This window comes from Virgibacillus sp. MG-45, from assembly GCF_036409425.1.
Classification (GTDB): Bacteria; Bacillota; Bacilli; order Bacillales; family Amphibacillaceae; genus LDC-1.
Genome location: NZ_JAXOFU010000001.1, coordinates 353,609 through 367,017, shown reverse-complemented (window position 1 = coordinate 367,017; position 13,409 = coordinate 353,609). Strand labels below are relative to the sequence as shown.

Annotated in this window: 11 protein-coding genes; 7 read left to right on the top strand and 4 right to left on the bottom strand. The window is 36.6% G+C overall.

The annotated features are described in order from the left end of the window. The 3 genes from SPK86_RS01945 to SPK86_RS01935 all read right to left on the bottom strand — a co-directional run bounded on the left by SPK86_RS01945 (position 1) and on the right by SPK86_RS01935 (position 3,360). Positions 1-1,110, bottom strand: coding sequence for a GerAB/ArcD/ProY family transporter (locus tag SPK86_RS01945; RefSeq protein WP_330948564.1), 1,110 nt, complete (start codon positions 1,108-1,110; stop codon positions 1-3). An 8-nt stretch (positions 1,111-1,118) separates the two neighbouring features. Then, positions 1,119-2,612 carry a spore germination protein gene (locus SPK86_RS01940; protein ID WP_330948563.1) on the bottom strand — a complete coding sequence of 498 codons (1,494 nt, stop codon included), beginning with the start codon at positions 2,610-2,612 and terminating at the stop codon, positions 1,119-1,121. Positions 2,613-2,802: 190 nt separating this feature from the next. Beyond that, the gene (locus tag SPK86_RS01935) at positions 2,803-3,360 is read right to left on the bottom strand and encodes a beta-class carbonic anhydrase (protein ID WP_284139647.1); all 558 of its coding nucleotides are present in this window, start codon (positions 3,358-3,360) and stop codon (positions 2,803-2,805) included. A 572-nt stretch (positions 3,361-3,932) separates the two neighbouring features. On the opposite strand from SPK86_RS01935, the gene SPK86_RS01930 reads away from it, so the two are divergent. From SPK86_RS01930 to SPK86_RS01910, 5 genes are all read left to right on the top strand, one after another. Next, a complete protein-coding gene (locus SPK86_RS01930; protein WP_330948562.1) occupies positions 3,933-5,681 on the top strand; it encodes an ABC transporter ATP-binding protein in 1,749 nt (582 codons plus the stop codon). After that, a complete protein-coding gene (locus SPK86_RS01925) occupies positions 5,681-7,708 on the top strand; it encodes an ABC transporter ATP-binding protein (RefSeq protein ID WP_330948561.1) in 2,028 nt (675 codons plus the stop codon). The genes SPK86_RS01930 and SPK86_RS01925 overlap by 1 nt, the downstream gene beginning before the upstream one ends. A 21-nt stretch (positions 7,709-7,729) precedes the next feature. After that, positions 7,730-8,584, top strand: coding sequence for a S1C family serine protease (locus SPK86_RS01920; RefSeq protein WP_284139527.1), 855 nt, complete (start codon positions 7,730-7,732; stop codon positions 8,582-8,584). Positions 8,585-8,845: 261 nt separating this feature from the next. After that, positions 8,846-9,577, top strand: coding sequence for an RNA polymerase sigma-I factor (gene sigI / locus SPK86_RS01915; RefSeq protein ID WP_443089743.1), 732 nt, complete (start codon positions 8,846-8,848; stop codon positions 9,575-9,577). Further along, complete coding sequence (locus SPK86_RS01910) at positions 9,574-10,707, top strand: anti-sigma-I factor RsgI family protein (protein ID WP_284139526.1); 1,134 nt, start codon at positions 9,574-9,576, stop codon at positions 10,705-10,707. Before sigI ends, SPK86_RS01910 begins: the two co-directional genes overlap by 4 nt. Positions 10,708-10,879: 172 nt before the next feature. Here SPK86_RS01910 and SPK86_RS01905 read toward each other — a convergent pair whose 3' ends face one another. Next, entirely contained in the window at positions 10,880-11,116 is a 237-nt protein-coding gene (locus SPK86_RS01905) for a YhdB family protein (RefSeq protein ID WP_284139525.1), read from the bottom strand. Positions 11,117-11,283: 167 nt separating this feature from the next. On the opposite strand from SPK86_RS01905, the gene SPK86_RS01900 reads away from it, so the two are divergent. Together SPK86_RS01900 and SPK86_RS01895 are read left to right on the top strand one after the other, a co-directional pair. Beyond that, a complete protein-coding gene (locus SPK86_RS01900; protein WP_284139524.1) occupies positions 11,284-11,889 on the top strand; it encodes a YhcN/YlaJ family sporulation lipoprotein in 606 nt (201 codons plus the stop codon). A 146-nt stretch (positions 11,890-12,035) separates the two neighbouring features. Further along, complete coding sequence (locus SPK86_RS01895) at positions 12,036-13,403, top strand: dipeptidase (protein WP_284139523.1); 1,368 nt, start codon at positions 12,036-12,038, stop codon at positions 13,401-13,403. Positions 13,404-13,409 lie beyond the last annotated feature (6 nt).

Below are 13,409 nucleotides of genomic sequence, written 5' to 3'. Positions count from 1 at the left end.
TTAACGACTTCCTTTTTTCTTATGATTCTTTCTTTTTAGCCAAACAATGGGTAAGAGAACTAACGGATAGATAAATACAATCCAAAAACCTACTTCCGAAACAGTCCCCGTGAGTTTATTGATATGTGCATCATCCTTTATAATACTTGCTGCGAGTAACAGTAGCCCACAGACAAAATAGACCGAATACTTGCTAGGTATGGAATATAGCCGTTTAATGCCATGTGTAATGCCCCATAAAAGCATAATTGTATTAGGGATAATGACCATCATCCATTCAACGACTACAACATAGTCAAGTCGCTCAATGAAAGTGTATTTAATGCCTTTAAATAAAGTCAGAACAGACCATTCAATATTTTCAAGATCCTCTAAGCTATAATACCCAATACTAATGATTGTTAGGATAAACAAGATAAAAGCTGCAAATGAGATGCCGAAAAAGATTGGTTTTTTTATCTGGTCCTTATTATGAACAAATGGATAAAGTAAAAAAACAATCTCGAAGCCAGAAAGTGTGAAGGTAGTTTCTTTTGCTCCTTTTAAAAGCTCAGAGGTTGGTGTTTGAAACATCGGTAAGAAGTGTTCCCATTCCATCCTTGAAACCGGGTCATATAAAAGCAGTAAAACCCATTGTGATAACAAAAAGAAGAGAAATGTAACCCCGACTGTAACTCGAATTCCTCCATAAACTGCGTAAATTGCGAGACTAAGTAACAAGAACGCGATTACGAAGGGAGAAAGAGTCGGATAAAGGAATAAGCGTACCGTTTCAATATAAGTTAGTAATACGGTCATTAATCCCATTAGAAAATAGACAATATATACCGTTCCTAAAATTTTGCCAATAATGGAACCGAATAGATCGACCTGAATACCAAAGATATCTGCACTACCGTAACTTCTTAATATATAAAGCATTGCAAACATGACAACGATCATGAATAAAAAGGAAATAAGGATGGATATCCAAGAATCCTGTTTTGCATATTGAAAGATATAGCGAGGTGCACCCATTATTCCTACTCCGATTTGTGTAGAAGCAAGAATAAAAAATAAATAGCTGGCACGAAATTGAATGTTTTTTTTAACTTTTAGTTGTATATCCATGGAATCACCTATTCATCAATATCCCTCTTTTTAGCTGCTTCTTTTTTGTTAAAACGAAATAAAAATTTTGGGCGATAAGATATCGCACGGTTATGCTCATAGGGTAAAGGGGCTCGAAAAAAAGATTTGTTAAAATCCTTTAATTTCAAGGGATAAAGCGGGAGAAGATATGGGCGTCCTAAGGATTTTAAGCGTAGTAAATGAATGACTAATAGGCTTATCCCAAATACAATACCGAATAGCCCAAATAAACCAGCTAAAAAAATTAATGGAAACCTTAGTAGACGAACCGTTGTCCCGAGCAAATAATTTGGACTTGTAAAGGAAGCGAGAGCACTCATTGCTACAACGATGATTAATATATTACTCGTTAATCCTGCTTGTACAGCAGCTTGTCCAATCACAATTCCACCTACAATGCCCATTGTTTGCCCAACCTTTGTGGGTAACCTTGCCCCCGCCTCTCTTAGCAGTTCAATTAAAAATTCAAGAAGAATTGCTTCTAAAAAGGGAGGAAAAGGAACGGCAGCGCGAGATTTCCCTAACGAGATAAGTAGTTGAGTCGGAATAATGCCAAACTGGTACGTTACAATTGCTACATAAGCAGGAGTCAAAAAAAATGAAATAAAAACAGCTATAAAGCGAATGAATCGAAGTATGGTACCTTCGTTCCAACGCATATAAATATCTTCTGTTGATTGCAAAAAACTGAACAATGTTGCTGGTGCAATAATCCCAGTAGAGCTATTATCGACGAGAACGCCAACTTTCCCTCGAGTAATCGCATATGTAAATCGATCTGGAAGCTCTGTTGAATCAAATTGGGGAAAGAAGGATAATTGGGAGTCTTCGATATATTGTTTTAATATGATGCTGTCTTCTACTTCATCGATATCTAGATCTTGGATACGTTGTTTTATCGTTTGCACGTCTTCATCATTTGCTATCGATTTCATATAGACAATACGAACTTCACGAGAGTTCGTTTTTCCGATATGAAGCGGCTCCATGATAAGATCAGAAGATTGAACTCTAGAACGGATGATGTTCATATTCGTTGTAATTGATTCATTAAATGCGATTTTAGGTCCAACGACTAGCGATTCTGTCTCTGCTTTGTCTGGTGATCTCTTTTCTACGTGTGCAAGCTTGTAGGAGAGCGCTTCTTTTTCATTTTCTAGGTAAATAAAAACTGTTCCACTCAATAGCTTTTCAATAATTAATTCAAGGGATTGAATGGTTTCTCCACCTTGAAGTGGAATATGATTCATTATCGCGCTATTAGTTAATTGATTTGGTATAGCTAGCAACGGCTTTAGCAATGAGGCTTGGGCCTTATTCGTATCTGTTAGATAGTCAATAAAAAAGACAGCAACCTTTTGCTCGTGGAGATCATATGTAGAAAAGCTAATATCTAAATTCTGTTGTTGTAGAATCTGTTCGAGCGTAGGCAAACTTGAAGGGAAGATGCCTTTATTACTTCCTTTTTGTCTCCTTCGCATACGATTCCCTCCAAATTAAAAGATGTTATAGCATAGTATGACCAGAAAAAGGAAAGTTATGAAGAAGAGTATTGAATTTCTACGGTTAAGGGGGAAGACAAAGAGAAAAAGTAATAACTACAACCAAAAAGAAAGAAGCTATTCTAGAGCGGCCATTTTAGACCGGTCAGAATAGCTTTAAATCAACGAGTTAATCTTGTTTTGTTACGACATCCACCTTACCTGTTGCGGGATCAATTACTAATCCATGAACCTTAATGTGGGAAGGTAATAAAGGATGATTTCTTATAATAGAAACGCTTTGTTGAACTGATTCTTCTACTGTGTCAAAGCCATGAAATTCATCATGAAAATCAATCCCAGCATTCTCTAATGTTTGAATAGTTGCTTCAGGAATCCCTTTGTCCATCATTTTTTTAGTTAAGTTTCCAGGCTGAATATGAGACATGCCGCAATCATAATGGCCGATAACAGTAACTTCTTCTGCTTGAAGCTCGTAAATAGCAACTAAAATGCTTTTCATGATGCTGTCGAAAGGCTTTCTAATGATAGCACCAGCATTTTTAAGCATTTTTACATCTCCGTTTTGTATATTTAATGCTTTCGGCAATAGCTCTACTAGACGTGATTCCATACAGGTGAAAATAACCATCCGTTTGTTTGGAATACTGTCTGTTTGATATGGCTCATATTTTTTTCCTTCAACAAATTGCTTGTTAAATGCAAGCATTTCTTCTAAATGCAATATCCATCTCTCCCTTCGACTTTGCATTGCTTGGAACAAACATATTTTATCATAAGAACCGATACATATTGTAATTATAAGGTTATCTAAGGTTCTTATAATAAGAAAGAGAACATCTTAAGCTTGCATAAAAATTCCCTTTAAAGTGTATAAGGATAGCATGAGCAAGAAAGAAGATTTTCGCGATTTCGAAATAGAAGGTTTTTTCTTTTTTAATAAAATTTTCCGAAAAAGTATTGACTTAAAATTTTCCAGCAACTATAATTATGATTATCAAAAATAAGAGGGGAGGTTACTACCATGGAAAAAAGAATGATACAACAACAGAGAATTAATTTCATATGGAATATAGTGACCTTCTGCGGATATAAATAATTGTTCATATAGAATGTGTTAAATCATCTATATGGGTTTTATTTAGGAAAGGTCACACTATCTGTGACCTTTTTGTAATGTTGGAGAAGTATGTCTTTTTAAAAGCAACTTTTCAACCGTTTGCATACGTCATGGACGTGTGCTTTTTTTTATTCCCAGAAGGTTAACGAAATTAAAGAGAGAGAAAAGAAGGTGAAAACATGTTTCAGGTTTTTAAGAAACTAGATTGGTTTTTCAAGCATTACTGGAAGCGTTACACATTTGCTATTATCGCATTAATCATTGCTAGTGCATTGGGGTTGATTCCTCCAAAGCTGGTCGGGTTTGCGATTGATCATATACAATTTGAAACACTAACATTCCAATTATTGTGGTTCATTGTGATCGGTTATGTTGTATTGACTTTTGTACATTATGGTATTTCGTTTTTATGGGATTATACACTTTTTGGTGGAGCGGTTATGCTTGAACGATGGACGCGAAGTCGATTAATGGGACATTTTTTAAAAATGACGCCCACCTTTTTTGGGAAGTTTAAAACCGGGGATTTAATGGCAAGAAGTACTAATGATTTAAAAGCAATTGCCTTAACAGCTGGCTTTGGAGTTTTAACGCTTGTTGATTCCAGTATATTCATGCTTATGATTATTGCAGTTATGGGCTTGACGATTAGCTGGAAGCTTACCTTTGCTGCACTTATTCCATTACCAATAATGGCAATTGTGATGAACAAATATGGTGCAGCGATTCATGCAAGATTTACAAAAGCACAGGCAGCATTCGGGGATATGAATAATGAAGTACTTGAATCGATTCGGGGAGTAAGAGTTATTCGTGCTTTTGTGCAAGAACAACAGGATAAAAGTCGATTTGCCAAAATGACTGAAGATGTTTATGAAAAAAATATCGAAGTAGCTAAAATAGACGCTTTGTTTGAGCCCACGATGAAAATACTAGTAGGGCTATCATATACGATTGGACTTGGATATGGTGCATTACTCGTTTTTAGAAACGCGATAACGTTAGGAGATTTGGTAGCGTTTAACGTTTATCTGGGAATGTTGATTTGGCCTATGTTTGCTGTTGGTGAGCTCATCAATATTTTACAACGCGGAAATGCTTCATTAGATCGCGTGAACAACATTTTAGATTACGAAGCAGATGTAGAAGATTGTATAACGCCAAAGAAAGTAGCAACCGTCGATACGATTTCCTTCAAGGATGTTTCCTTTGCTTATCCAGAGACAGAGATGAATCGTTTAGAGCATATTTCCTTACATGTAAAGCAGGGGCAAACGATAGGTGTTGTTGGTAAGACAGGTGCAGGGAAGACAACGCTATTTAAGCTAATGCTGCGCCAATATCCAGGTATCAAAGGTGAGATTCGTATCTCTGGTACACGACTTGAAGCTATTTCGCTTGAACAAATCCGTTCTTGGATTGGATACGTGCCTCAGGACCAGATGATGTTTTCAAAAACGATTCGGGAGAACATTCAGTTTGGAAAAGCAGATGCAACGGATAAAGAAATATTTCGTGTAATGGATCTTGCTCATTTTCTAGAAGATATCAAGCAGCTACCAAAAGGATTAGATACACAGGTTGGAGAAAGTGGCGTTACTTTGTCAGGCGGACAAAAGCAGCGTGTTGCTTTAGCAAGAGCATTTATTAAGAATCCTGAAATATTAATTCTTGATGATTCCATGTCAGCAGTAGATGGAAAAACAGAAGCGAAGATTATTGAACATTTACGAAAAGAACGAAAAAATAAAACAACATTTATTGCAGCACATCGCTTGTCAGCAGTTGCTCATGCAGATCATATCATTGTGCTTGAAGATGGTAAAATTGTGGAAGAAGGCACACATGATGAACTAATTCAGCAAGCAGGCTGGTATAAAGCACAGTATGAATTGCAACAAATGGGAAATGGGGAGGTGACTTCCTAATGAAGAAGGCATCAACTGAGAAAAGATTATTTGCATATGCCTTTCAGTTTAAACGCGGCATTATTATTGGGATTATTTGTTTAATCATCGCAACTACACTTGAATTAGCTGGTCCTTTAATCGCTAAACAGGTGATTGATGAGCATATTCTTGGAATTGAAGGTGCATGGCATGAGGTTACGAACGAAGATAAAAACACCGTTAATTATGACGGAAAGCAGTTAAAACGTGCGGATCGCCTAACAGATGGCGAACAAACATTAGGAGCGCACACGGTATTACAGGTTGGAAAGAGCTATTATTTTGTTGATGAAAAGGTTCCATTGCAAGGAAAGCGAACAATTGAAGACGGAACACTACAAATTAAGAGTGCAGATGGAACAGAGCGTTTTCAAGCAGAAAAAATGAAGATGTCAGAGATCTATTCGTTTTTTAAGCCAGAACAACGTGCTATCTTCTTTTTGCTTGGATTGTATATGGTCTTGCTCGTAATTGCAGGGTTCTTTCAATTTTATCAAACCTTTTTACTGCAAAAATCGTCAAATCAAATTGTTCAAAAGATGCGAAATGATATTTTTGCGCACACACAACGAATACCTATCACCTATTTTGTGGATCAGCCAGCCGGAAAAATTGTTGCACGCATTACAAATGATACAGAAGCGATTCGCGATTTATATGAACGTGTGCTTTCGATTGTTTTAACGAGTGCTATTTATATGGCAGGAATTTTTGTTGCATTGTTTATTCTTGATGCGAAGCTCGCACTAATTTGTTTACTCGTTATTCCATTGATAATTGGCTGGATGAAGGTTTATAAGTTTTTTGGAACAAAATACAACAAGGTAATCCGTTCAACGGTTAGTGAAATTAATGGAAATATTAATGAAGCAATTCAAGGAATGCCAATTATACAGGCATTTCGCAGAGAAGCGAAAACAAAGGAAGAGTTTGAAGTTCTAAATGAACGACACTTTACATTTCAACGCAAGCTAGTAAAACTTAGTGCGCTTACTTCATACAACCTTGTTACGGTTTTTAGAAACCTTGCTTTTGTCGCATTTATTTGGTACTTTGGTTCATCATCATTAGAGCTAAGCAGTGTAATTTCAATTGGTATGCTTTATGCAATCGTTGATTATTTAACAAGACTATTTGAGCCTGTAACCGATATTGTTAATCAGCTTCCATTGATTGAACAAGCACGAGTAGCAGGAAGTCGTGTTTTTGAATTAATGGATCGAGATGGCGAAGCGGTAGAGAACGAGGAAATAAACAAGTATCGCGGAAACATTAAATTTGATCATGTGTCGTTTGCGTATAATGATGAAGACTATGTATTGAACGATATTTCATTTGAAGTAAAGGCAGGGCAAACCGCAGCCTTTGCAGGGCATACAGGTTCTGGAAAAAGCTCGATCATGAATTTACTGTTTCGTTTTTATGATCCCCAAAAAGGATCAATCACGATTGATGGTTATCCGACAGAAGAGTGGTCACGACAACAGGTTCGTAGTCATATGGGGATTGTACTTCAGGATCCATTCTTGTTTTCTGGCACGATTGTATCCAATGTGACAATGAATGATCCATCGATTGATCGAGAAAGAGCGATTCAAGCATTAAAGGCCGTAGGTGCGGATCGATTTATTGAAAAGCTGCCTAACAAGTATGATGAAAAAGTAACAGAGGGTGGATCAACTTTTTCACTTGGAGAACGACAGCTCATTTCTTTTGCTCGTGCACTTGCTTTTGATCCAGCAATCCTCATATTAGATGAAGCGACTGCAAATATTGATACGGAAACAGAGGCAATTATTCAACGTGCATTAGAGGTACTAAAAAAGGGGAGAACGACCTTAGTAATTGCCCATCGATTATCAACGATTCAGCAGGCGGACGTTATTTTTGTTCTTGAGCATGGTACAATAAAAGAACGTGGAAACCATGTTCAATTGTTAGAAGAAAAAGGAATGTACTATCAAATGTATCAAATGCAACAGGGAAAAGCTCAACGCGCAGTATAAGTTAGTGTACGAGGTGACCCAATGAAAAATAAGGATGATAACAAAGAAATAGATATTATTGATACGGACTTATATGAAGAATTCGAGGATGAGGAATTATATCATCTTGTCCAGGAAGCAAAAAAAGAAGCGCTAGCAAGGCAAAAAGCGGATGAAGAAGAAAATAAAAAGCAAACAAGACGTCCATTTCCAAGATGGGCGTTTTGGCTCATTGCTTTTATGCTCTTATTTCAAGTTATCGCTGTGTTACCACAAACCTTTTCTATTCCAGCTATAAATTTTTTAATTACATCTTCAAAGCTTTCCACACAGGATCATATTAAACAAGAGAAAAAGGCAGTTGTTGGGATTGAAACAGAAGACGCAAGAGGGACAGGGTTCTCAATTTCAGAGGATGGTACTATTTTAACAAATTATCATGTAGTGGAGGAAGAAAAGACGGTAACTGTTGCGTACCCAGACGATGGATTGTATACAGCAGAGGTTGTGCATACATATCCAGAGGTGGATCTTGCTGAGTTGAAAGTAACAAATGGTGGAAAGGGGCTTCCGTATCTTGAATTAGCTACTAGCGCTACTGTGAAAGGTGGGGCAGCCATTCATTTTATTGGGAATCCATTACGGTTTCAAGGAATTGCGAATCAAGGAAGCATTATTGACTATACAGCTCTGGAGGATTGGGATGAAGAGGTAGTAATGATTGATGCGCCAATTTATCGAGGCAATAGTGGAAGTCCGATAATCGGTGAGGATGACAAGGTTATTGGGGTTGTTTTTGCCACATTAGATCATGAAGAATATGGAAGGGTAGGTTTGTTTATCCCCATTGAAATGTATTTACAACGAGAAATGGAGAGGAAAAAGACAGAACAGTAACTTGCATGATTATCATTTTTTGCCCGCCTTAATAATACAGTAATGGATATTTAAATAAACTGTAATTGTTTTGAGATAGCTTCACAAATATGGATAAGGTATGATGGAGTATATTAAATAAATTTTAATAAAAGATGGTGGGCGCATCATGCGTATTAATAATAAATTAATGTTCAAAAAATATACATATGTTTTACAAACGTTTACACCCAAAAACAAGTTTAAAAAGACGAATACTATGATAACTGGAGGTGCTTCCAGTTGTTAATGCAAAAAACGCTACAGGATATTCCATTAGAAGAAATGGTGGCGATGGCACAAGCGGGGAATGATGCGGTATTAAATGATTTGTTACGAACGTATCAGCCTTTTATTGCGAAATGTGTATCTGAGGTATGCAAACGCTATATTGATCCAGAGAGAGATGATGAATTTAGTGTTGGTCTATCTGCATTTCATGATGCCATTCAAACGTACAAGCCTGATCGAGGAAGTTCATTTTTATCCTTTGCAAAGCTAGTTATAACAAGAAAAGTAATTGATTATATCCGGTACATGCAAAAGCATCCTGCTGCTGTTTCATTGGATGAGACATATGATGAGGACCAGATGGAAAATCCAATGGAAATTATTGCAGTAAAAGAGAGATATCAATTAGAGCAGGATGCATGGCATCGGCGACAGGAAATTCTTGATTTTAAAACGAAGCTTGCAGTATACCATTTATCATTACAGGAGCTGACAGAAATATCGCCAAAGCACCGCGATGCACGTGAATCAGCAATCCGTATTGCGAGAATGTTGTACCGCAATCCCGAACTGAATCATTATGTTCAAGTGAAAAAAAAGCTCCCGATAAAAGAATTAGTGAAGATGGTAGAGGTTAGTAAAAAAACGTTAGAGCGGAATCGAAAGTACATTTTAGCAATTTTTATTGTGCTTAGTGAAAATTATGTGTTTCTTCAAGATTATTTGAAGGGGGTAGGTCAGTGAAAAAGGGCATCATCATGGAACAGCACCGGAAATACACCATTATGCTTACTGAGGATGGGTTATTTGAAAAAGCCAAGCGGATAGCAAATGGACCAATCGGTGTTGAATCTATATATGAACCTCTTATGGAAAGAAAAGGAACCATTCTTTCTCGTTCTATCATGAATAAAAAGCCGGTTCGAATTTTAGCGATGGCATGTATTTTAATGCTGCTTGTTTTTCCGATTCTCTTTATTGTAGATAATGAAAAAACGTATGCATACGTCAATATCGACATTAATCCAAGTATGGAACTAGAAGTGGATAAAGATATGAAAGTGCATGCGATTCATCCATTAAATGAGGATGCGTCACTTCTCTTAGATGAATTAGAGGAAGTGAAAGGTAAAAAGCTGGAAACAATTATAACGATAATTATGCAAAAAAGTGAATCAAAAGGGTTAATTAAACACGGAAAAAATATGGTAGTCGGTATTAATTATGTTCAAGCAGATAAAATATCAAATCCAAATGCTATTGATCAATATTTCACAGCGGTCGATAATGAATGGAATATTGTAACATTAAACATACCAGAGGAAGTACGAGAGACAGCAAAAGCTGAGCAAAAGTCGATGAATGAGATTATGGCTGCAAAATTGATTGGAAATGATGATGGGTTAAATGGAGTTACGAAAGAAACAATTGCTGTGAATGATGAGGAAAAAGCTATTATTAAATCTTTTTATATGAAAAAAAATGAAGCAAACGACCCAAACACAGATAAAACAGATAAGCAAATCAATAAAAAGCCAGTCAAGGAAAAGAAAGACGTTACAGTTAAAGAAAAACAGCAAAATAAACCAGCAGAGCAAAGCAAAGTACATCAAACAGAAAAAGAAACAAATCGAAAGAAGCAGGAAAATGCTGAGAAGTCTAACCAGCATGCAAAAGAGGAGCAAAAAATCAAAAAGGATATTAATAAATATATATCAGAAGAAAAGCAAGAATGGCTAGAAAAAAAACTAGAAAAAAAGCGTGAAAAGTTCCGTGAAACAGAAGAGGATTATCGTGAACGTAAGGATTATAACGATTATAAAAAGTACTTTGATGAAGATGACGATGAAAATGACGATGAGGATGAAGATTAAAGGGATGTATATAGTGCATCCCTTTTTTGTTTCGTAATTATAAGCGATGCGTTTGATTCCCGTCTGTGTTCATCTTTACTGTAAATGGGCAGGCATTTCTTGCCTGCCCATCTTGCTTGTATTTCTATTTTGCTAAGCATTCTTTAGAGGGAGCTTTCAGTGAATGGTGAGGCTATATTTTCATGGCGGCTGAGGGGACATGCTTCATCGCATGATCTACATAATAAAGCAAATTATCATGAGATTCAATGATCTTCTTTTCGTCGAGAGAATGGTGAAAGGCATGCAAAAAATGTTGTATTCGTTTAGACAGAATATCATCCTGTGTCCTTACCATTAGTACAAGTAAATCATCCCATTGTCCCCAGAGCGTATAGTATAACGCTTTGTCGTAATCTGGAACATCCATATTTTCCCCTCCTTAAAATGTCAGGGTAAATTTAGTTTCCCCGTATTATATATATATTTTCGAAAACAAAAATGGTGTGGTTTCCAAATAAAGGTTTTAACGGTGACGGCATAAACTTCCTTTGTCGTTACATACTAAACTTAAAATAGTAAAGGAGGAAAGATAAAATGAAATGGAAATTCTTTAGTATCCTTACAGTGCTAATGATTGCTCTATTAGTAGCATGTCAAGGAAATACAAATACAAATGATCAAGGAGCAAATGATAATCCAAATGTCGACCCAACTCGCTATAATGCGAATGATGGGAACAAAAATTACACGATGGACGGTGAAACTGGTAACCGAAACCGCGCAGATAATCGTAATAACATGACGCATTATGAGGTAGCAAAAGAAGCAGCAGATCGAATTACTAATGAGGTTCCTGAAATCGATCATGCATATGTTTTAACAACAAATAACAATGCTTATGTTGCCGCAACAATGGATGATAATCGGAACAATAAAAATGGGAATAACAACGGGAATATGAATAATCGAGCTGGAATGGATAACGGCGGAGAATTGACGGATAAGGTTAAGAAAAAAGTTGCGGATATCGTTCAATCTGTAGACAACGATATTGACAATGTATATGTATCCACTAATCCAGACTTTGTAGATTTAACGAATAATTATGTGGATGATATGAATAATGGTCGTCCAGTGGAAGGATTTTTTGATCAGATGGGTAATATGATTGAAAGGATTTTTCCACAGAATAAACGATAAAATGATGGAAAATGAGCGTGTATGGATAAATATATCCCGCGCTCTTTTTTTATTCAAATAAGCTATAACACTTTATTTAATGAACATTACGATATCCGCTTTAATTTGAATATGATAAAATAGGGAAAAAGCTTGGAGGAGTTTTCATGAGTGAAAAAGTATTGCAGTATTTAAAAGATAACCGAGAAAGAAATTTAAAGAAACTAAATGAATTTCTGTCTATTCCGAGTGTAAGTACTGATAGTGTACATAAAACACATGTTGAAGAAGCGGCAGCTTTTTTAATTTCCTATTTAAATGATATTGGCTTTTCAAATGTGGAAACGGTTGAGACTGACGGGCATCCGCTCGTTTATGCAGTGTACGATCAAGCTGGAGAAGACGCTCCTACGGTTTTGTTCTATGGCCATTATGATGTACAACCAGTCGATCCAATCGAGCAATGGGAAAGCGATCCTTTTCAACCAGTGGTCCGTGATGGGCGCCTGTTTGCACGAGGTTCCAGTGATGATAAGGGGCAAGTTTTTATGCAATTAGCTGTTTTTGAAGCATTTATGAAAACAGAAGGAAAACTTCCTGTTAATGTAAAGGTTTGTATTGAAGGAGAAGAGGAAATCGGTAGTGAAAACCTATATACCATTCTTCATGATAAAAAAGAGCTTTTCGCTGCTGATTTTGCTGTTATTTCTGATTCAGGTATGGTTGCAAAAAATCAGCCAACCATCTTATACGGATTAAAAGGGTTTACTGGAATCGAGCTAATCGTGCATGGTCCAGATCATGATCTTCATTCAGGAATGTACGGTGGAGCAGCTAAAAATCCGATTATGGCACTTTCGCATATTTTAGCTTCGATGAAAAATAACGAAGAAGTAATTACAGTAGAAGGTTTTTATGATGGCGTGGAACCCCTATCTGCTGAAGAAAGAGAATTAATTAAACAGGTACCTGGAGAAGATTATGTTCAATCAACCGGTATTCCTGAAACTGTTTCTGAAAAAGGGTATACAGCGAAAGAACATACGATGGCACGACCTACTTTTGAAGTGAATGGGATATATGGCGGTTATCAAGGAGAAGGGACGAAAACGATTATTCCTGCTAGTGCAACAGCAAAAATCACTTGTCGTTTAGTGCCTGGCCAGGATCCGGAAACAATTCAAGACCTATTAGAATCACATATTAAAAAGGTTTCCCCAGCTGGTGTAACCGTAGAAGTGAAAAAGGAAAAGCTTTCTGCAAAAGCGTACAAAGTAGAACCAAATCACCCACTAATTAAAAAAGCTGCAGAAAGCTATACCCAGGCGTTTGGGAAAGAAACAGTTTACGTACGAATGGGAGGCTCTATTCCAGTTGTAGAGTGGATTGAAGCCATTTATCAAATTCCTATCGTGTTGTTAGGGTTTGGAACTCCAGACGACAGACTTCATTCTCCAAATGAAAGCTTTCCATTAGATAGCTTTGATAAAGGAATGGAGACACTCGTTTATTATTGGAATGCTGTGCATGCATAACATGAT